Below are 19,831 nucleotides of genomic sequence, written 5' to 3' on the forward strand. Positions count from 1 at the left end.
CGGCCGTTCTCCCGTATGTTGAGGCTTCGGCTGTTCGGCGGTGCCCTTCTCGAAGGGACCGACGGGCCCCTCGGCGGAGCCGCGACCCAGCGCCGCCGAATCGCCCTTCTGGCCGTTCTCGCCTGCCACCCGGACGGGATCAGCAGGGACCGACTCGTCGCTCTGTTCTGGCCCGAAAGCTCCGACGAGCGCGCGCGCCACGGCCTGGCCCAGTTGCTGTACGCGATCCGCAAGGACCTGGGGGAGGGCGCCATCGTGGGAAGCGCCACGATGTTGCGGCTCGCTCCCTCGGCGTTGGCCACCGACGTGAACGAGTTCCGTGCGGCCGTTGCCGCCGGAAACCTGGAGCAGGCGGACGCCCTCTACGGGGGCCCCTTCCTGGACGGCTTCTATCTGCGTGGCAGCCCCGAGTTCGAGCGCTGGGTGGAGGAGGAGCGGGGTCGGCTGGCCGATCGCGCGAACGGAGCCGTCGAACGTCTGGCACGCCAGTGCGCGGACAAGGGAGACGCCGGGCAGGCGGTGCGGTGGTGGACGCGGCTCGCGGGCCTGCGGCCCCTCGATTCGCGTGTCGCCCTCGCCCTGGTGCAGGCGCACGTGGCTGCGGGCGACACGTCGGCAGCGCTGCGGGCTGCCAGGACCCACCAGGTCCTCGTCCTTGATCAGCTCGGGGTGGCGCCGGACGCGTCTTTGTCGGCCTACGTGGAGAGGCTGAGGTCACGGGCCCCTGCCGTGCCCCGCCCCAGCACCGCGCCAGACGAGTCATCGCCGGAACCGCGTCCGGTCCCCGACGTCGTGCCGGAGAGGTCCGCCCCCCCGGGCGCCTCAATCCGCGCGACAGCGCGCGGCCCGGCAAGCCGGTGGCGGCGTGTGGTCGTCGGCGCCGGCGTCGCCTTCGCCGCCGCTTGGGGGCTGTTCGGATCGCACGGCCCGGCAGCCGGGCGCGGCAGTTCCGATCCGTTCTGGCTGCTCGTCGCCGATGTCGAGAACGACACCGACGACGACTCTTTCGACCGCACGCTGCCGCTGCTCATCGCGTCCGGCCTCCGGCAATCGAGTCGAATCTGGGTAATGCCGCCCGAGCGGGTGCGCGAGGCACTCGGCCGCGCGCGCCACGACCTCGACGGTCCCTTGGGTGCGGACCTCGCCCGCGAGTTGGCCGTCCGTGAGGGCGCCGCTCTCGTCGCAGTGCCTGCCGTCGCGGTCGCGGGCACCGGCTTCGACCTCTCACTGCGGCTCCTGGATCCGAGTAGTGGAGAGGTGTTGGAAGCAGTTGCGCGGCACGCGACTGACCGCGCGAACGTCATCGACGCGGCAGACGCCCTCCTCCGCACGTCGAGACGACGGCTGGGCGAACCTGCGATCTCTGTGGCCTCCCAGTCCGTTCCGCTCCCTCGGGTCACGACGAGCTCGCTCGAAGCGCTCGATCTTTACGCACGAGGAGTACGCGCGTTCGGAAGCGCACGGGTAGAGGACGCGCGCGCGCTCTTCGAACAGGCGATCGCCCTCGACTCGGCGTTCGCCACGGCGCATGCAGCGCTCGGCGGATTGCTTTACTACATCAACTCGCCAGTCGACGCCGAAGTGCACTTCGCACACGCTCTGTCATGTGCCGAGGATCTGAACTGGCGCGAAAGCGCGTTTCTGCGCTCGAGCATCGACGAGTGGCGAGGAGATCGACGGGCTGCCGTCGAAGCACTGCGTCCCGTGCTTGCACGCGAACCGAGCAACCCCGCTGCTTTGAGCCGCGTCGCGTACAACCAGCTACGCAGTCGGGCACCTGCCGAAGCCGCAACCACTCTATGGCGCCTCGTCAAGTTCGACAGCCTGGATGCGAACACACGCATCAACCTCGCAACCGCCGAGAAGGAGTTGGGTCACTACGAAGACGCGTTGCGCCAGTACGCACGTGCCTTCGCGCTACGACCGGAGCTTCGGGCCGCCAACAACAACATCAACCTCGAATACGCTGGAACCTGGGTCTACGCCGGCGCTCCCGACTCGGCAGCAGCCGTCATTGCCCCGATGCTCGACGGAGATAGCAACACGCGGGCACGCGGGCTCCGATCGATGGCGTTCCTCTCGATGTTCGAGGGCGACTACACGCGAGCCCACGTGTTCCTGCAAGACGCCATCACACTCAGTCAGGATGCGGGGCAAACGGTGAGCGAGGTACGCAACCGGTTGCTGCTGGCTTCAGCGCTGCGGTTGACCGGTCACCCGACTGAGAGTCGATCACAGGTCGACAAGGCGCTCATCGTCGGTCGCCAGGCAACCGATCCAACGCTCCAGTTCTGGATCGGACGGGCGCTGGTGCGATGGGGTGATGTGGGTCGGGCGCGCGGGGTTCTGGAGGCAATCGATGCGTCGAGGCATCCCGGCAGCCTACCCGGGCAAGCTGCCTCGGAGGGACTGCGCGGTGAGATCCTCATCGCCGAGGGAAGGGCACTCGACGGCATCTCGCACCTCGAGCGGGCCATGAGTCTCGACTCGAGCGCGCTCACGCTCGAAGGGGTCTCCCACGCGTCAGAGGTGGCAGGCCTGTACGAGCGCGCCGCAGCGTTGTACTCCGAGCTCGGGCGGGGCGCCGAGTTCGGGTGGGAGGGGCAGGAGCACTGGCGCCTGGCCCTGTATCGCTTGGCGTGCGTCGAAGAGAGGCGTGCGCGCCACGACGCGGCCGTCGCCGCGATGCGGGCGTTTCTCGACGGCTGGGAGGGTGCGTCCGCGGAGCTGATTCCGGTTCAGGACGCGCGGGACTTCCTCGCGCACACTTCGGCTCCACCAGCATGCCGCCTCTGAAGGCGCTGCAGGCCCTCCGCCATGCGCGACGTGATGATCAGCGGAAGTTTCCGAACTCCACCCGAGTCGTCCGACCCCGCTCACCCGCCACGGTGACCGAGCGGGCCCGCTCGGGAAGGACGTACTGCCGGAGGAACTGCTGGACCGCGTGGACCCGCGTCCAACCGGAGGGCAGCCCCTCGGCGGCGCAGTTCCCATCGTCGTCCACTCCACTCCAACTGGCCACTCCCACCTGGATGGGTCGCCCCTGGACCAGGGCGAAGGCACCGCTTCCATCGTCGTAGTAGCAGGACCCCACGCCGGGTGCCCCGCCGGCGCACAGCATGTCCGTGCTGATGCCTCCGTAGACGTCGTTGCAGAGCGCGTTGGGAATCACCGGCAGATCAGCCCGTTGCAGCTGGGTGTAGAAGTACAGCCCGTCCGGGCTGATGGCCCCCCAGCCCACGGCCGTGACGTTGGCCGGGGGCTCGAGGGCGCCACTCGGCAGGTCTTCGAAAGCCAGCGCGCGGTGCACCATCTGGACGTCGCGAAGCTCGATCAGCGCGACGTTGTAGGCGGTCGTGGCCTCATCGTAGTCGGGGTGCAGGATCACGCGCCGTGGGCGCACGTAGGTCCCACCCACATCGACGTCGGCGGTGCCGATCAACACGTCGGGTGTGGACGGTGCACCGTTGACGGTCACGCACGAAGCCGCCGTGAGCACCCAGGCACCGGCGATGAGGGTGCCTCCGCAGTAGAGCGCCTCGAACGGTGGGGAATGGAACGGGTCGAGCACCGCCACCGCACCCGGGAATTCGGTCAGAGTGGCGTCCACTCCCCCCACGATACGCGCCGGGCCGGCCCCAGCAGCGTCGGCGGCAGCGAAGGCAGTGGCCTGGTTGGCCACCGTGCTGGTCGCGCTGGTGCTCGACCACCCGGGGGCCAGCGCCTGGGTCACCGTATAGACCTGGTCGTGGGGCAGGTCCGCGAACCGGTAGTCACCGTCCAGGTCGGTGGTGGTGGAGGATTCCTCGGGATCCAGAACGCCGTCCCCATTGCGGTCCAGGAAGACGCGCGCGCCCTCGATTCCCCGCTCGCCCGGATCCCGAACTCCGTTGCCGTCCGTATCTTCGAAGACCGTGCCGACGATCGTGAAACGAGCGTCCGCAGCGGCCAATGGGCCCTGAGCGGTATCGCAGGCGCCAACGCCTGCGAGCAGAAGCCCCATCGCTCCCGCGCCCGCGCGCATCACCCTCCCATTCGCCCTCATGGGAGCAACATGCGGACGAGCATCGGGGTACATCAAGGTGGATGCGATGCAGGCCTTGGTTCTATACTTGTCGCGCCATCGCAGCAGACCCGATTGCCATCGTGGGAACAAAGGGAGCCCGCCTCCATGGACGAGCCGAGAAAGCGACTGATCGTGGTCGGGGACCGCGTGCTGGTCGCCCCCGAGGAAGGCGAGGAGCGCACCAAGGTGGGCCTCTACCTCCCGCCTACGGCGCTCGACAGCCAGGCCATCCAGGGAGGGACGGTGGTGGCGACCGGACCCGGCACCCCGATCGGCGCGCCCACCGAGCTCGACCAGGAGCCCTGGAAGATCGGGGCCGGAGAGGCTCGCTACCTTCCCGTGCAGGCCGAGCGCGGCGACTACGCGCTGTTCTTCCGCAAGGCCGCCGTGGAGATCACGTTCGAAGGCACGCGCTACCTGGTCGTGCCCCAGGCCGCCATCCTGACGCTCATCCGCACCGAGGGCGAGCCCGAAGCCAGCCTTTACTGAGGCGGGCGCCCTCGCCGCGCCAGCCGGCGGCCTCCGATCGCGGGTCGATCAGGGCGCGCCGCTCTGCGGCCGGAACATGAACCAGGCCGCCCCCAACAGGCAGAGGCCAGCCCAGAGGTAGTCCCAGGACAGGGGCTTCTTCATGTAGTAGAGTGCGAAGGGGACGAACACGGCCAGCGTGATCACTTCCTGCAGGATCTTCAACTGCTCCAGCCGCAGCACCGTGTAGCCGATCCGGTTGGCCGGCACCTGGAGCAGGTACTCGAACAGGGCGATCCCCCAGCTCACCAGGGCGGCGACATACCACGCGCGCCGATCCAGATGCTTGAGATGCGCATACCATGCGAACGTCATGCACACGTTCGAACAGATCAGTAGCAGAACGGTCTGCACAGTGGCGGCGCGCATACGACGCTGTGCCTCCGGGCTCAGGGAAACGCCGCCTCGAAGGAGGCGGACTCAGGTGGCGTCTTCGGAAAGGAGCACCCGCGCACGGCGGACCGCTTCGGCGAAGTCGGGTGTGACGTTTTCGGCTCCCACGCGCGCCGGGAACTCGGCGCGCTCCAGGACCGAGCGTGGTTGAGGCTGAACGCCCGAGAGCACCACGGCCGTGCCCTCCCGCTCCGCCTGTGCAGCCAGCTCCTCGAGGGCGCGGAGCCCGGTGGCGTCGAGCACGGGGACCTGGCGCATGCGCAAGATCAACACGTTGGGCCGGCCCCGCACGGTGGCGAGCGTCGTCTTGAACTTGTGAGCAGCCCCGAAGAAGAACGGGCCGTTCACCTCGAACACTTCCACGCCTTTGGGCAGCGCGGCCAGGAGAACGGCGTCGGGATCCGCCACATCCTCCTCGTCCATCATGGACTCCAAGGTGCGGACCTCGGTGACCTCCGTCATGCGTTTCATGAACAGCAGCGCAGCCAGGACGACGCCCACCTGGATGGCGGCGGTCAGATCCACGAAGACGGTGAGCGCGAAGGTGACGACGAGAACGAGCGCGTCACTGCGCGTGCTGGAGCGCAGCACCTTCAGGAAGAAGCGGGCTTCGCTCATGTTGTACGCCACGACCAGCAGGATCCCCGCCAGCGTGGCCATGGGGATCAGCGCCGCCCAGCGGCCGGCCACCACCAGGATGAGCAGCAGCGTGAGGGCGTGCATCATCCCGGCGATTGGAGTCCGTCCGCCGTTCTTGATGTTGGTGGCGGTCCGCGCGATGGCACCCGTGGCCGGGATCCCGCCGAACAGCGGCGATGCGATGTTGGCCACCCCCTGCCCTACGAGTTCGATGTTGGAGCGATGCCTGCGCCCCGTCATGCCGTCCGCCACCACAGCGGACAGCAGGCTCTCGATCCCCGCCAGCAGCGCGATGGACAGGGCTGGGGAGAACAGGTCCGGCACCTGACTCCACGGAACTCGAGGCAGGTGTGGGAGGGGGAGGCCTGAGGAGACGGTCCCGAACCGGGATCCGATGGTCTCGACGGGGAGGCTGAAGGCGTGCACGGCGGCGGTCCCGATCAGGATCGCCAACAGCGAAGCCGGGAGCCGGGGAGCCCACCTTGCCCCGAGCACCAGCAGGGCAATGGTGCCTCCGGTCAACGCCAGCGCCCAGGGCTCCGGTGCACTCAACAAAGGCAGGTAGGTCTTCCACTGCCCGACCACGCCTGCGGGCACGGTCTGGATCGCAAGACCCAGGGCGTCGCGCACCTGTGTGGACGCGATCACCAAAGCGATACCGGCGGTGAAGCCGACCGTCACCGGGTAGGGCACGAACTGGATCAGTGCGCCCAGGCGCGCGAGCCCCATCCCCACCAACAGCACACCGGCGAGCAGCGTGGCCACCGCCAGCCCATCGTAGCCGTGAGCCTGCACGATGCCGTAGACCAGCACCACGAAGGCACCCGTGGGGCCTCCGATCTGCACTCGGCTGCCGCTGAACGCCGAGATGAGGAAGCCGGCCACGATTGCGGTGTAGAGTCCCCGCTCCGGCGTGACCCCGGAAGCGATGGCGAAGGCGATGGCCAGCGGGAGGGCCACGATGCCCACCAACACGCCGGCCGTGATGTCGCGAAGGAGCTGCGCGCGGGGAATCCCTTCGCGCAGAACGGTGAGCAGCTTCGGCTCGAGTTCGTGCGGCATGCGGGCGCCTACCGGTCGAGGGCCGCATCTGGCCCCCGAAACCGGAGCGCCCGGAAGCTAGAGGTCGCCGTCCGCCGGTCAATGCCCCCGCGCCCGCGGGGCCCCCTCCCCCTCAGCGACCCGCTACGGTCTCCAGCCGGGCCCGCGCACGACCCGCCCCGGCTTGGCGCCGGTGTGCTCGCCGTCCCGGACCACCGCCACTCCATTGACGAAGACGTCGCGGATGCCGACCGAGAGCTGGTGGGGCTGCTCGAAGGTGGCCACGTCCAGCACGGTCTCGGGGTCGAAAACCACGATGTCGGCCATCATGCCTTCCCGCAGCACACCCCGGTCGCCGAGGGACAGACGCGTCGCCACGGCGGAGCTCATCTTCCGGATGGCGTCCTCCAGCGGGAAGACCCGCGCATCCCGCACGTAGCGGCCCAGGATGCGCGGGAACGTGCCGTAGGAGCGCGGGTGTGCCATCGAGGTGACCGAATCGGGATCCATGCCACCGGCGTCGGTGCCGAACTTGATCCAAGGCTGCTTCATCTGCAGCGCCAGGTTGGGCTCACTCATCATGAAGACCACCATACCGGCCTGACCCTTGGTCGCGATGGTGAGCTCGATGGCCGCGTCCACCCAGTCCCCGCCGAGTTCGGCAGCCACCTCCGAGAGGCGCTTGCCCACGTGCTGCTCGGCGCCCGGAGCCTCAACCACCAGCACGCCTCCGGGCGTGGCCAGCGCGCCCAGGTTCTCCCATTCCACGTTGTCGCCGATGACCTCGTCGTGGATGCGCTTGCGGGTCGCGGGATCCTGCAGGTTCTCCAGCAACCGACCGCCTTCCGAGGCCCAGGGGGGCAGCAGGGCGGCCAGCCCGGTGCCGCCGGCGATGTAGGGGTACATGTTGGCTTGCACGTCCAGCCCAGCCGCCCGCGCCGAGTCGATTTTCGCGACGGCCTGCGGTCCCTTGGAGAAGTTGCGGCGTCCCGCCGCCTTCAGATGGTAGATCTCCACGGGAACGCCGGCGCGTTTCCCGATCTCCATCGCCTCGTCGATCGCCTCCAGATAGCGATCAGCCTCCGATCGCATGTGGGTGATGTAGACCCCTCCGTAGGGAGCGGAAGCAGAGACGATCTCCACCAGCTCGTCCGTGGAGGCATAGTTGCCCGGCGGATAGATCAGCGCGCTGGCCACTCCGAAGGCCCCGTCCTCCATCGCGTGGCGGACCGCGGTCTTCATCTGCTCGAGCTCTTCCGCGTTGGCGGGCCCGGCGTCCATCCCTTTGCCGTAGATCCGGATGGTGGACGCGCCCACGAAGGAGCCGACGTTGGGAGACGTGCCGTGGCTCTCCATCGCCCGCAGCCAGGCGTCGAAGCCGTGCTCACCGGAGAAATCGAGGCCCGCGGCGGCGGCCTCCGGGTCGATCGCGTCCGCCGCCGCACGCGTGCGCTCGTTCTCCGGGGCGTTGGTCCACCCCTCCCCCATAATCTCCGTGGTGATTCCCTGGGTGATCTTGCCGAGCACGCGACCGTCGCCCGTGAGGAAGGCCCCACGCGAGTGGCTCTGGATGTCGATGAACCCAGGGGAGACCACCATGCCGGTGGCATCGATGCGGGTGCCGGCCGTGGCGCCTGCCAGCACACCGGCCGGAGTGATGGCCGCGATCCGGTCAGCGCGGATGCCCAGATCGCCATAGAACCAGGCCGCTCCAGTCCCGTCCACGATCTTGCCGCCCGACAAGATCAGGTCGTAGGCGCCTGCCGCGGCGGGCTCCGCAGAGCCCATTGGCGTCGCTGCCGGCGGGGCGCCGCTCTCCGCTGTGCAGGCGGTCAGCAGCAGGATGGCAAGAAGTGCGTTCGTGCGTCGCATCGGAGTCTCTCTGGGTTCAGGCGGACCAGATCTCGGTGAGCACCCGGCGGAAGTTCCCGCCCAGGATGCCGCGGATGTCGTCGTCCGAGTAGCCTCTGCGAATCAGACCCTCGGTCAGGTCGAACATGCGCTGCGGGTGATCGACGCCTTCGATGTCGATCTTGTCGCGGAAGCCGTAGCTGCCTTTGTAGCTCGCGCGCAGGTTGGCGTTCTGCTCGGCAGGTAGATCGTCGTAGCCGTGCAGATCGATGTCGCTTCCCACACCGAGGTGTTCAGGTCCGATCAGATCCCGCACGTGGTCGAAGTGATCGAGGAGGTGCTCGATGGTGGTGGGCTCGTCGTTCTTGACGAACATGCGCACGCCCGTGATGCCCATGACGCTCCCGGCGCGCCCTACGGCCCGGATGGCCTCATCGGTCTTGCAGCGCGGGTGGCCAGGAGCCAACGCTCGGCAGTTGGAGTGGGTGATGAGCACCGGTTGCGCTGAGATCTCGAACGCGTCCAGCGTGGTGCGATCTCCGCTGTGCGACACGTCGACGGCCATGCCCACCTCGTTCATCTTGCCGATGACCGCCACGCCGAAGTCGCTGATCCCCCCGTCCACCCGTTCGGTGGACCCGTTCCCGATCCGATTGCGCGCGTTGTAGGTAAGCTGGGAGACACGCTGGCCGAGTGCATGGAAGGTGGCGACATCTTCGGGCCGCCGGAAATGCTCGGAGTTCTGCAAGCCGATCAAGACACCGATGCGCTCATGTTCGCGCACACGGTCGAAGTCGGCCGCTTCGTCGATGCGCATGAACGCATCCGGACGGTTGGCGATGAGAGCAAGGTGCGCTGAGATGAAGCGCATGACGTTGTCGTAGGCCTCGTGCGCGTCCGCACCGCCGATCCCGGTGGCGATGTGCATGACGTCGATCTCCGAGCCCCTGAACTCCTCGAAGTCGGCCGCCGTGAACCCTGCGCCATCCGGACCCCAGCGCTGCTGGGTCTCGTTGTTGATGGTCAGCGGACAGAGCATGTCGATCACCAACGACCCTCCCACCAGGTCCACGCAGCGCGCGCTGTACTCGCGTGGGGACGCGGCGAAGAGGCGGTAGCGCCCCAGGTTCAACATGGGTGCGGCCAGGCCGGCAGCTGCCGCGCCGGCAGCCCATTGGAGGAGTTGACGGCGGCTGGGGCGGCCCCCCTGGGGATACGTCATCTTCGACTCCGGGAATCGGTTGGTCCGGGAGGCGAAGCTAGGGTGAGCCAGGAAGGCGCGCCAAGGGGCTCGGGAGGCAGGGTGGCCCTGCCTCCCTTGGCGTGATCGTCAGCGACCCAGACCTGAGAAGCTGAACTGCAGCAGCACGGAGGTCTCCGACAGCTCGTTGGTCACTTCCATCACGCCGAACGGCGTGTTGAAGGGGCCGGTGATGTCGTTGGCCAGTGCCTGGTACAGCCCGAGGTCGACCCCGAACCCACCGCCATTCTGGAAGCCGAGGCCGGCGGTAAGGTGATGCTGCACGACCGCCGGAGCGGCGACGTTGTAGACGGACAGGTCGTCCGGAATCGGATTCTGGCTGTAGTTGTAGCCAGCGCGCAGCTTCCAGTGGCTCGAGGCTGCGATCTCCACGCCGGCGGCACCGACCAGAATGTCATCCCAGCCGAAGCCGTCCACCGAGCCGTCGGCCTGGAAGCCCGGCGAATCGGTCTCGAAGCCGGCCGTGGAAGAGTAGGTGATGTAGCGCACGTCACCCGTCAGCAGGACGGTCTCCGACGGCTGCAGCGCCACCCCCGCGCCGTAGACGGCTGGCACGTCCATCGCGAAGACGATCTCCCGCGCCGAGCCGTAGCCGCTCGAGAAGGGGTTCTCGTCCATAGCGTTGAAGGTGAAGTCCTTGAACCACTGCGGGCTCGTGTACGCCAAGCCGAACGTTAGCGCGTCAGTCGCCTGATAGAGCAGTCCGGCCTGCAGGCCGAAGCCGAACTGGCCGTCGCCAGCGGACGCGCGCGAATAGAACGGCGCCGGTCCCTGCGGGGTCTGCGCAACCACGGGTGAAGCGGTGGGCATGGGATCGACAGTCAGCGACGCCCAGTCCAGGTTGAGCGCGAACCCCAGCGACAATCTGTCTGATGCCTGCACGGCCGCGGCCGGCATGATCTTCATCAGCGAGAAGTTGCTGTAGACCTGCCCGAAGCCGTTGGGACGGTTGGCCAGGATGGGGTTGGCCGTGCTGGAAGGATAGTCGACGCCGAAGCCTCCGATCCCCAGTCCGGCCACGGCCACCGTCCAGCGCTCACCAGCCTTCATGCTGAATCCGAAGGAAGGGATGGGCACGAAGTTGCTCTTCGACTCGGTCGATCCCGCTCCCAGGCCGGGCATGCTGCTGGAGACCGTCCGACTGGGTTTGAACATCTCGAAGCCGAACGCCACACGGGTTCCGTCGATCGTGGTCAGTCCGGCCGGGTTGAGGTACATGCTGCCCATGAGGTCTCCGGGTGCCGCGATGCCCGCGCCACCCATGGCGGAGTTCACCGCTCCCACCCCATGGAGGAAGTGTCCGTCCGTCGCCGACGCTGGTCCTGCCAGCGTCAAGGCGAACACCGTCGAGCCCAAGGCTCTCCACCACCATCTATTCTCCATGACATCTCCTCTCGGTGATTCTCCTTCGTTGATGGTTCGCACTTCTGCATGCGTCGCGGATCGCCGGTTGGTCCTCCGGTAGCCGAGGTTCTCTCATCGCGTCGCGCTCAGTCGTTCGATCGTGGCATCGATCCGCTCCTCGAGGCCTCCTTTCTGCGATCTGGTGTGGGAATCAGCATCCAGCCCGAAGCGGCGTCGGTAGTCCTCGAGCCCCGCGGGTAGATGGCGAGCCAGCAGCGATTCGCCGCAGCGGGTGGCTGCCGCATCGCTCTCCCGGCTCGCGACCGCTCGATCGGTGAACTCGAGCTCCAGCGTCGCGAAGGCTGCGCGCACCGCCGGGAAGCAGAGCTCACGGACCAGCGCCCCCAACGCTTCCCCGAGGGCTTCTCCCCCCGGCGCGGCAGGCGCTCCCACCATGACGCGTGTGTCGGTGGCATCGTCCGGCCGCCCAGCGAAGAAGCGGCCTTCCACGCCGAGCGCGGGCGAGACCACGGCCCGTCCTCCCGACACGCCCCAGGTCTGCAGGTGTTCCGCGAGCGGCCCTGCGTAGGTGGACGTCCACGTGTCTTCGAGCACGGCCGACGCGCCAACGCCCAAGAGCCCCTCGTAGAAGGCATCCAACACGCGCCACTCTTCGCGAACATCGGAGACCAGGCGGCAGAGGACTTCCCTCTGGTCGCGGCTGGACAGCACGCTCGCCAGCGCCATCAGACCAAGGGAAGAGGGAGGCTGTTGGGGTCTGCACAGCGCTTCCAGCGCGTCCAACCCGTCATTCGGATTCGTGGCGTCCACGTAGAGCGGAACGAAGTGCAGCACCTCGAAGGCGGCGTCGTCCGCCAACAACGTGCCCAGGGAAGCCGCGTCGCGGTCCAACGGCGTCGGGAGCAGACGTAGCCTCGCTTTGTGCTTCCGGATCCGCTCGGCGAATCCGGGTGCGTACAGCGGCTGCTCCGCGGATCCGTCGAACCCGAGTGTCGCCAGGGCGCCGAACCAGAGATCGGCGAAGAGCGATCGCTGGAAGCTCCAGGTCCGCGGTGGAGGTTCCGTCGGAGCACCTGCGCGGAGGGGTGCCGCGGGAATCAGGAGGGCGAGCGCAAGCGCCGCGATACGGGGCCAGGGGAGCGGCACCCGGGGGGCGCCCGCCAGGCACACACGGGGCCAGCGGGTCTTCATGGAACCACCTCACTCGCTGCCCGGGGACCGCTGCGGCGTCCCCGGGCGCGTTCAGATAGCGAACCGGCTCAGATGAAGATCGTCTGAGCGCCTTCGGCCTTGTCGAAGAAGTCCATCGCGGAGATGACGGCTTGCACCTGGGGCACCAGGTCGTCCCTCTCCCGCCCGAACATCTCCATGGCCATCTGACAGGCATAGATCTCGGCACCGGCATCGTCGAGCGTCTCCAGCATTTCACGGACGTCCGGGATGTCGAGCTCCTCGATCTTCTTCTTCATCATCTTGGACCCGAGCGCCTCCATGCCCGGGAAGCCTTGGATCCACGTCGGCATCGGGTTGGCGGGGTTGCCCACCAGGTCCGCGTGCAGATGGTCCACCTTCTTCTCCGTGACCACGTCCAGGCCCCAGAAGGTGAAGAAGAGCACGGCTTCGATGCCCATCATGCGGGCCGCGTTCGCCAGGATCAGGCCAGGATAGGCCATGTCCAGACTGCCCTTCGAGCAGATGATCGCGATCTTGCGAGCAGTCTCCGGTTCGCCGGATTCGACCGTGGCGGCGCCGACCGCCTGCGCGGGCGCCTTCGTTTCCTGCATCGTCGCGTTGCTCATCAGATGCACCCTTTCGGCTTCGTGAGACCGGAGATCTTGGCGGCGAGGATCCCAGGTCCTTTGGGGAATAGTTCGTACATGTCCTTGGTCGAGACACCGGCGAGCTTGGTGATGCGACGGACTCCGGGAGGAGTCCCCTTCTCGGCGGCATCGCGCCGGCAGAAGTCGATCACTTGCCAGTGGCGCTCCGTCAGCGGGTCGATCCCCACACTGCGGGCGATGTCGGCCGCCACGTCGGGCGTCCACTGATCGGGATTCAACATGAACCCTTCATGATCGACCTCGATCGGGGTTCCTGCGTAGGTGACAGTACTCATGATGGTCTCCGCTTCGGTTTCGGCGTCGTGTTCAGGTCCTGTGGTCTATTCGACGGCCCCGGCCGCGACAGTCTCGCGGCCGGCTCCCAACTCCTTGAGCAGCGTCAGCATGAGCCCCATGCCCCGCCGCACCTCGGGATCGCGCAGCGAACGCAGCAGCTTGGGCTTGACCTCCGGGGCGTGCTCAGCGGCCCGCAGAGCTCCTGTGGCACGGTCCGCGATCTCCCGTATCTCGGGCTGCGTCAGATTCCGCACGGTTTCGAGAATGCCCACCAGGTTCTCGCCCAACAGACGGACGTCCTCGGGTGTGAAGCTCGTCGCGACCCGCTCCAGCAGCGTGCTCGCCTCGGCCAGGAAGGCGAGGGCGCCAGTCTCCTCCCAGCGCCCCAGCGTATCGCTGGCCCGTTGAAACAGGCCGTTCGCCATGGGCATGAGGTCTTCTTTCAACTCGGCCAGCGACTCGGCGCGCTCTTCGAAGGCGTCGAGCCCACGCTCCACGCGCTCCAGACGGGCCTCGATCCGAGCGAGCACCACGCCCAGGTCCTCGGACAGGGCACCCTTGTTCGTGTCCAGCGTCATCGGAGTGTTCACGGGCGCTACCTCCACTTTCCTGCCATCGACAACTGCGTGCCGATGAAGGGCATCTCCGCACCTTTCAGGAGCACGTTCCAGTAGATCCAGCGGAAGGCCATCTTCCCCCAGTGGTTCATCTCGCTCTCCTCGAGCAGGGTCATCGGGCCCAGTCCGGGTAGCGGGAAGCGACCGGGGAGCGGTTCGGTCTCGTAGTTGAAATCGATGAGCACGGCCTTGCCGAATCCGGTTTCGATGAAGCAGTTGGCGTGGCCGTCGAAGTGGGGGAGCAGCTCACGCCCCTCGATCGCGCGCAGGACGTTCTCGATCAACACCTCGCCCTGGAAATGCGCCACGGAACCTGCCTTCGACGACGGTAGGTCGGTGGCATCCCCGATCACGAAGATGTTGGTGGCGGCTTCAGCTTGAAGCGTGTGGCGATTGGTGGGTACGAAGTCCAGCTCGTTGCCCAGGTCCGATCGACCGATGGCCTCACTCCCCATATGTGTGGGAATGGTGACCAGAAGATCGAAGGGGATCTCGCGCTCATCCCAGCTCTTGAGCACGCCCTGCTCGATGTCGACCTCGCCGGTGTTGAACAGGGGCTCAACCTTGATCCCGCGCTCCTGGAGCATCGAGCCCAGCCGCTCGGAGGCCTTGGGCTTGGTGAAAGCGCCATCGAGCGGTGTGGCGTAGACGATCTCGACCTTGTCACGCAGACCACGTTTGGTGAAGTACCAGTCGGCCAGGAACAAGAACTCGAGCGGTGCCACCGGGCACTTGATCGGCATCTCGACGACGTTGAGGACGACTCGCCCACCTTCGAAGCGCTCGAGACGGTCCGCCAACGCGGTGGCCCCCTCCAGCGTGTAGAAGTCGAAGGCCTTCTTCCCCCACCCGGGACCCGTCAGCCCCTCGGTCTCACCCGGAACGATGCGGCTTCCGGTCGCGATGATCAGGAAGTCGTAGTCGAGGACGCGACCATCCTCGAGGTACACCCGGTTTTCGTCCGGCGCGATGCGGTCGATGATGGCCAGAACCAGCTCGACACCCGCAGGTACGTAGCGGGCCCGAGCCTTCACGATCTCTCGGGGCCGATATACGCCGAACGGGATGAAGAGCAGACCCGGCTGGTAGATGTGCTGATTGTCCTGGTCGACGAGCTGGATCGTCCATTCTTCCGGATCCAGCGCCCGCCGAAGCTTCGCGGACATCATCGTGCCTGCGGTGCCGGCTCCCAGGATCACGATCTTCTTCATGATGACACCCTGTTGTGGCCTGTGCGGTACGTCGGGCGACTCGGCCCGACCGCGCCGTACACGGAATGCAACAGGGGTACCGAGAAACGGAGTCCAGGGAAGTGTCGATGTGATAACGCGTTACGGCGATGTGGCCGGCGGGGAGCAGGTGCAACGTGAAACGTCATGTTCCGTGAACGCACCGTCACGTTTCACAATGGTGCATGGCCCGCTGCCGTTGCGGGAGCCGAAGTGCCGACTAGAGCCCGAAGCGGCGCATCTTCCGCCAGAGCGTGGTCCGGCTCATGCCCAACTGCTCGGCGGCCTCCGCCTTACGGAAACGGGCCCGCTCCAGGGCTTCGCGAATGGTCCGGGCTTCGGCCGCTTCCGACGGGGACAGCAGGACGTCGGCGGGAGGACCCGCGAAACCGTCCTCCGCGGCCGGCGGCCGCGCCGTGCGATCGCGCGTCGGGGTGGACACGGGAGAGGGCCCCTCCACCTCCGCATCCAATCCTTTGGCGATCTCTGGGGGGAGATCGCGGACGTGGATGGTCTGGCCTTCACAGACCATGGTGGCATACTCGAGCGCGTGTTCCAGCTCGCGGACATTTCCGGGCCACGGATACTCACCGAGCACCCGCATGGCAGACGGTGCCAGCTGCAGCGCCCGGCCGCGTTCCTGGCCAATGCGGTCCAGGAAGAACCGGATGAGCGCGTCGAGGTCCTCACGTCGGTCCCGCAGCGGAGGGATCTCGATGGGCACCACCCGTAGTCGATAGTAGAGATCCTCGCGGAAGCGTCGCTCGGCGACGGCACGCACCAGGTTGACGTGCGTCGCCGCCAACACACGCACGTCCACTTTCCGCGTCCGGTTTTCGCCGACGCGCTCGAAGGTCTGTTGCTGCAGAAAGCGCAGCAGCTTGGCCTGCAGTGGGAGCGCCAGGTCGCCGATCTCGTCCAGGAAGAGGGTTCCGCCGTCGGCGGTCTCGAAGCGTCCAGCGCGGTCTCGTACGGCTCCCGTGAACGCTCCGCGCACGTGTCCGAAGAGCTCGCTTTCCAGCAGTTCCGAAGGAATCGCTGCGCAGTTCACGATCACCAGGGGCTTGTCGGCACGATGCGAGGTCTCGTGGAGGGCGCGCGCCACGAGCTCCTTGCCTGTTCCGCTCTCGCCCGTGATGAGCACCGTGGAGTCGTTGTCCTTGAGGAGCTCGATGACGCGGAAGATCCGCTGCATGGCGGCGGATCGGGAGACCATGCCCCGGTAGGCGGGCAGCTCACCCACCGTGCGTTCCGGACGGATCATGACGAGGTAGCGCCCGGACAGCCCGGCGCAACGGTCGCTCTGTTCGATCGTCCCCACGCTGAGGGAAACCTGTCGCGGCTGACGTCCGGGCCAGCGCAAGGTGGCACGCACACCCTCGCGCCTCTCGCCGCGCTCCAGCGCTTCACGGAAGCGGGAGTGTTCCCCGAAGAGCTCCTCCCCCAGCAGCCGGCCCAGCGGCACTCCGGTCAGTGTGCCCTTGGCCAGGGAGAGGATCTCGTCGAAGGCGCTCGAGTAGCCCACGACCCGAAAGGCGCCATCGGTGGTGAAGAAGGCCCGCCCGAGGCTGCTGAAGAGCGCATCGATGGCCGCTGCGGAGATCCGCCCTCCCGCCGGGAGCCCCTCACTGGGCGTCACGACTTCCAGGGCACCGCGGATCTCCCCCTGCTCGTCGAGGAAGACCCTGCCGGACTTGAGCACGTCGACGGTGGTGCCGTCGGCCCGGGAGAGCGTGATGGGCGCATCCACGACTTCGTGGTGCCGGAAGACGCCGCACCCCTGCCGGCATTCCGAACAGCGGATCACCGTCAGGCAGGAGCGGCCCAGCACGTCCTCGGCCCGGAAGCCGGTCAGCTCCTCCAGCGCCGGGCTCAGGGCCACCAGGTTCCGATGTTCATCCACCTGGAAGTAGGCCAGGTGGGCCAACGCGCCCAGCGACTCCAGGGCCCGGGGATCGGGTGCGTCACCCGCGTGGCCCCCACCCCCTTCCCCGGGGTCCTCGGAACGTTCTGAAACGGATTGTTTCACCCCCATGCCTGAATCTCCCTTTGGGCGGGGGGCTGTCAAGCGCCGGCCCGAGGCGGGAGCGGGGGGCCCGGTGCGGGGGTGGGAGCTAGCGGCACCCCAGCCGCCTGGCCTCGGCCCGCTTGCGCGCCAGCTCCTGCAGCAGCAGACGCCGGACGAACGGATCGCGCTCCTCCCGCACGGACTCCTGCAGGAGCTCGATCGCCTGCTCCAAGGCCGGACACTGTGGGCTGGCCGCCCGGTCCACCTGCACGGTGTGGCCATCCGTCCGGGTGGACGTGACGCGCACCGTCAGGCCTTCTGCCGGATTGCTGTAGGACTGTCCGTCCGAGAGTGCAGCCGACGTTCGTAGGAACACCCGGGTGTCGGTCTCGACCTCGTAGACGATGACGCCCTCCCGCGGGATGCCGTCGAAGGTCCCGTCCTGCCGTTCATAGGCGTCCACGCGGCGGCGCGACTCGATGACGAAGTGGGTGTGTGACGTGCGGGAGGACACGCGCACCGCGCTCGCCTGACCGGGAGGTGCCGGTTGGGGCATCGCGATCGCCTGGAGCTGATAGGACCGGCGCCCGCTGCCGTGCTCGATGAACGCCGCTCGGGGAAGCCACCCGAACAGGTTCTTCGTGTGCGCGGACGGGTGCGTGGTGGCGCCAGCGGACGACATCACGTCGTAGGGCCCCAGCGCCGGGTTTACGTTGTAGAGGTCACCCAGCCCCGTGATCGCGTGAAAGAGCTCCATGGCCCAGACACCGATCGGCTGGCGGAGCGTGAGCTGCGGGTTGTCGAACAGCGCGACGCGCGACATCGCCGTGATACCGTTGACTGGGGACAGACCCCACTGCGCGAATCCACCGCGATGTTGTCCGAAGCTGTGGGGAAGCACTGCGAGCAGATGCGTATGCCCGTGACCGGAGGGCAAGCTGCGGGCTGCTGCCCCCAACACATCTGCGTCGTCCGCGACGACTCGCGGGAAGAACTCCGCCTCGAGGAACGCCGTCCCCGACGACACCGCTTGCAGGTAGTTCTGGAACGATCCGTCCTCGCCACTCGCGGGATCCGGCTCGTGCAGGGTCCTCGCCCGGACCTGGTAGTCCCAATCGGCCGGCGGGGGGATCCGGTCGACGTTGCGATCGAAGACGGGTACCACTGCGACCCTTCGCGCACCTCGCCACGGAGTGACCATGCCGAACACCTCCTCCCCAGTTGGTTGAGCGCCTGTGGATAGGAAGCGCGATCCGTTGGGAAAACGGTCATTCTCCGTACACGAGCCCGGCCACAGCGCGAGGCCTACGGTCAACGCTGGAGACACCGGCGGCACTACGAAGAATCGGGTAGATCAGTCCAACCGCCGATTGCTGGAAAGACGAAGGGTTTCGTAGTATGGGAGGGGGGGGGTCCGGGGCCCCAGGGCCCCTCGTCGGCTGCTTAGCGGGGCGAGGGCTTCACGAGCGGGTAGACCACCACCTCCTCCACGTCGAAAGCATCCCGTTCGACTCCGATCAACTCGCCGGCTCCGGCGTCGAGCATCCTGAACCCGCCTGGCAGGTCGATCCGACCCAGCCAGCGCCCGGTCCGGTCGACCACCGACCAGGGGGCGCTGCCCTCCACCGGAAGTCCGAACGGCTCGATCCACAAGTTGCCCTCGGCATCGAACAACAGACGTGCGTGGGCCGGCTGGCTGGCGGCGTGCTCGAGGGCCGCGAGGGCGGCTCTACGCGCGGTGCGTTGTTCCGGCGGGACCGTGGCCACTCCGCGATCGAGCTCCGCCTCCAACGCCGCGGGAGTCACCGCAAGAGAGGGAGTGGGTAGACGGATCTGCCGCGTGAGCGCTCCCCCCCGATCCAGCTCTTCGAAGCGCAGGCTGTCTTGCGTGCCCACGACGATGCGTGTGCCGCGCACCGCTCCCTCCGAGGTGTGGACGAACGGCGGGAGGTTCATCACCAGTCGCCCGGCGTCGCTGGTGAGCGTGACCTCCCGGCCCGGAAACACCCCCAGCGTATCGACGGTGACGGCGGACGCGTCGAAGCGGACCCACGCGACCGGGTCCCGCCGAAAGCCCGCGGTCGCCGCGCCGGCCAGTATCGTGGCGGCCCACACCTGGCGCAGCACGGGTTCCCTTCCTTCCAGCACGCCGACCGCGCTCAACACGGGTGGCTCCGCCGGCAACGTCGTCGTGCCTAGAAGCTCAGCTTCGAGGCTCAACCAAGTGAAGCGACGGGCCAGGAAATCGTAGGCCCACACCCCTTTTCCTTCCATCACACCGAGCGCCGAGAGCGACCGGAACTCCCCCGGCCCGTCCCCGGCCCCCCCCACCACCGCGTGCAGAGCGCCGGCACGGTCGAACACGCGGATCTGGCGCGAGGCGCCGTCCGCTACGAACAGCAGGCCTTCCGGCGTCCGCAGCGCACCGACGACCTCGGAGAACTGCGTCTCGACCGGACCGCCGGCGCTTCCCAGTCGCAAGGAGGCACCCGGAGCGACGTGCCAACGGGTGGCGTCCGTCCATTCGGGAGTGTGATTGTCGACGACCTCGACGCCCGCGCTGTCCTGGATGGACACCGCCTCCACGTGCGAGCGCGCCTCGCAGCCCAGCGAGAAGGCGACGAGCCCGACGGCAGCGTATCCGATCGTGCGTCGCATCATCGGCGTGTTGGACGCCGCACCGGGAAGGCGTCGCCGCCCGGCGCACCGGCCCCCC

General features: G+C 67.6%; 16 protein-coding genes. 2 read left to right on the forward strand and 14 right to left on the reverse strand.

The window, feature by feature from the left end; all coding sequences use genetic code 11:
• Positions 1 to 15 precede the first annotated feature (15 nt).
• Complete coding sequence (locus R3E10_13220; GenBank protein MEZ4416702.1) at positions 16 to 2,796, forward strand: BTAD domain-containing putative transcriptional regulator; 2,781 nt, start codon at positions 16 to 18, stop codon at positions 2,794 to 2,796.
• A gap of 37 nt (positions 2,797 to 2,833) precedes the next feature.
• On the opposite strand, the gene R3E10_13225 is transcribed toward R3E10_13220, so the two are convergent.
• A complete protein-coding gene (locus R3E10_13225) occupies positions 2,834 to 4,024 on the reverse strand; it encodes a trypsin-like serine protease (GenBank protein MEZ4416703.1) in 1,191 nt (396 codons plus the stop codon).
• Between the two features lie 147 nt (positions 4,025 to 4,171).
• Here R3E10_13225 and R3E10_13230 point away from each other — a divergent pair, with 147 nt between their 5' ends.
• Positions 4,172 to 4,555: a co-chaperone GroES family protein gene (locus R3E10_13230; GenBank protein ID MEZ4416704.1), complete on the forward strand. Its 384-nt coding sequence runs from the start codon at positions 4,172 to 4,174 to the stop codon at positions 4,553 to 4,555.
• 48 nt (positions 4,556 to 4,603) lie between these two features.
• Here R3E10_13230 and R3E10_13235 read toward each other — a convergent pair whose 3' ends face one another.
• The 13 genes from R3E10_13235 to R3E10_13295 form a co-directional block, all read right to left on the reverse strand.
• Complete coding sequence (locus R3E10_13235) at positions 4,604 to 4,963, reverse strand: DMT family protein (protein ID MEZ4416705.1); 360 nt, start codon at positions 4,961 to 4,963, stop codon at positions 4,604 to 4,606.
• Between the two features lie 51 nt (positions 4,964 to 5,014).
• Entirely contained in the window at positions 5,015 to 6,688 is a 1,674-nt protein-coding gene (locus R3E10_13240; GenBank protein MEZ4416706.1) for a SulP family inorganic anion transporter, read from the reverse strand.
• Between the two features lie 123 nt (positions 6,689 to 6,811).
• Complete coding sequence (locus tag R3E10_13245) at positions 6,812 to 8,539, reverse strand: D-aminoacylase (protein ID MEZ4416707.1); 1,728 nt, start codon at positions 8,537 to 8,539, stop codon at positions 6,812 to 6,814.
• A 16-nt stretch (positions 8,540 to 8,555) separates the two neighbouring features.
• On the reverse strand, positions 8,556 to 9,740 hold the full coding sequence (locus R3E10_13250; protein MEZ4416708.1) for a membrane dipeptidase: 1,185 nt from the start codon (positions 9,738 to 9,740) through the stop codon (positions 8,556 to 8,558).
• A 108-nt stretch (positions 9,741 to 9,848) separates the two neighbouring features.
• The gene (locus tag R3E10_13255) at positions 9,849 to 11,162 is read right to left on the reverse strand and encodes an outer membrane protein transport protein (GenBank protein ID MEZ4416709.1); all 1,314 of its coding nucleotides are present in this window, start codon (positions 11,160 to 11,162) and stop codon (positions 9,849 to 9,851) included.
• Between the two features lie 93 nt (positions 11,163 to 11,255).
• A complete protein-coding gene (locus tag R3E10_13260; protein ID MEZ4416710.1) occupies positions 11,256 to 12,335 on the reverse strand; it encodes a hypothetical protein in 1,080 nt (359 codons plus the stop codon).
• A gap of 68 nt (positions 12,336 to 12,403) precedes the next feature.
• A complete protein-coding gene (locus R3E10_13265; protein MEZ4416711.1) occupies positions 12,404 to 12,943 on the reverse strand; it encodes a DsrE/DsrF/DrsH-like family protein in 540 nt (179 codons plus the stop codon).
• On the reverse strand, positions 12,943 to 13,260 hold the full coding sequence (locus R3E10_13270; protein ID MEZ4416712.1) for a TusE/DsrC/DsvC family sulfur relay protein: 318 nt from the start codon (positions 13,258 to 13,260) through the stop codon (positions 12,943 to 12,945). Before R3E10_13270 ends, R3E10_13265 begins: the two co-directional genes overlap by 1 nt.
• A 45-nt stretch (positions 13,261 to 13,305) precedes the next feature.
• Positions 13,306 to 13,851: a DUF1641 domain-containing protein gene (locus tag R3E10_13275; GenBank protein ID MEZ4416713.1), complete on the reverse strand. Its 546-nt coding sequence runs from the start codon at positions 13,849 to 13,851 to the stop codon at positions 13,306 to 13,308.
• Between the two features lie 5 nt (positions 13,852 to 13,856).
• Entirely contained in the window at positions 13,857 to 15,089 is a 1,233-nt protein-coding gene (locus R3E10_13280) for an FAD/NAD(P)-binding oxidoreductase (protein ID MEZ4416714.1), read from the reverse strand.
• Between the two features lie 238 nt (positions 15,090 to 15,327).
• Complete coding sequence (locus R3E10_13285) at positions 15,328 to 17,142, reverse strand: sigma 54-interacting transcriptional regulator (protein ID MEZ4416715.1); 1,815 nt, start codon at positions 17,140 to 17,142, stop codon at positions 15,328 to 15,330.
• A gap of 79 nt (positions 17,143 to 17,221) precedes the next feature.
• Entirely contained in the window at positions 17,222 to 18,316 is a 1,095-nt protein-coding gene (locus tag R3E10_13290) for a hypothetical protein (GenBank protein ID MEZ4416716.1), read from the reverse strand.
• Positions 18,317 to 18,558: 242 nt separating this feature from the next.
• Positions 18,559 to 19,776 carry a 6-bladed beta-propeller gene (locus tag R3E10_13295; GenBank protein ID MEZ4416717.1) on the reverse strand — a complete coding sequence of 406 codons (1,218 nt, stop codon included), beginning with the start codon at positions 19,774 to 19,776 and terminating at the stop codon, positions 18,559 to 18,561.
• Positions 19,777 to 19,831: the final 55 nt, after the last annotated feature.

This window comes from Gemmatimonadota bacterium (assembly GCA_041390105.1).
In the GTDB taxonomy this organism is placed as follows: domain Bacteria; phylum Gemmatimonadota; class Gemmatimonadetes; order Longimicrobiales; family Gaopeijiaceae; genus JAGQIF01.

Excerpts from the sequence above, each read along its gene's own strand:
- R3E10_13220 (MEZ4416702.1), top strand. The coding sequence starts at position 16 with ATGTTGAGGCTTCGGCTGTTCGGCGGTGCCCTTCTCGAAGGGACCGAC.
- R3E10_13225 (MEZ4416703.1), bottom strand. The coding sequence starts at position 4,024 with ATGCGCGCGGGCGCGGGAGCGATGGGGCTTCTGCTCGCAGGCGTTGGC.
- R3E10_13230 (MEZ4416704.1), top strand. The coding sequence starts at position 4,172 with ATGGACGAGCCGAGAAAGCGACTGATCGTGGTCGGGGACCGCGTGCTG.
- R3E10_13235 (MEZ4416705.1), bottom strand. The coding sequence starts at position 4,963 with ATGCGCGCCGCCACTGTGCAGACCGTTCTGCTACTGATCTGTTCGAAC.
- R3E10_13240 (MEZ4416706.1), bottom strand. The coding sequence starts at position 6,688 with ATGCCGCACGAACTCGAGCCGAAGCTGCTCACCGTTCTGCGCGAAGGG.
- R3E10_13245 (MEZ4416707.1), bottom strand. The coding sequence starts at position 8,539 with ATGCGACGCACGAACGCACTTCTTGCCATCCTGCTGCTGACCGCCTGC.
- R3E10_13250 (MEZ4416708.1), bottom strand. The coding sequence starts at position 9,740 with ATGACGTATCCCCAGGGGGGCCGCCCCAGCCGCCGTCAACTCCTCCAA.
- R3E10_13255 (MEZ4416709.1), bottom strand. The coding sequence starts at position 11,162 with ATGGAGAATAGATGGTGGTGGAGAGCCTTGGGCTCGACGGTGTTCGCC.
- R3E10_13260 (MEZ4416710.1), bottom strand. The coding sequence starts at position 12,335 with ATGAAGACCCGCTGGCCCCGTGTGTGCCTGGCGGGCGCCCCCCGGGTG.
- R3E10_13265 (MEZ4416711.1), bottom strand. The coding sequence starts at position 12,943 with ATGAGCAACGCGACGATGCAGGAAACGAAGGCGCCCGCGCAGGCGGTC.
- R3E10_13270 (MEZ4416712.1), bottom strand. The coding sequence starts at position 13,260 with ATGAGTACTGTCACCTACGCAGGAACCCCGATCGAGGTCGATCATGAA.
- R3E10_13280 (MEZ4416714.1), bottom strand. The coding sequence starts at position 15,089 with ATGAAGAAGATCGTGATCCTGGGAGCCGGCACCGCAGGCACGATGATG.
- R3E10_13285 (MEZ4416715.1), bottom strand. The coding sequence starts at position 17,142 with ATGGGGGTGAAACAATCCGTTTCAGAACGTTCCGAGGACCCCGGGGAA.
- R3E10_13290 (MEZ4416716.1), bottom strand. The coding sequence starts at position 18,316 with ATGGTCACTCCGTGGCGAGGTGCGCGAAGGGTCGCAGTGGTACCCGTC.
- R3E10_13295 (MEZ4416717.1), bottom strand. The coding sequence starts at position 19,776 with ATGATGCGACGCACGATCGGATACGCTGCCGTCGGGCTCGTCGCCTTC.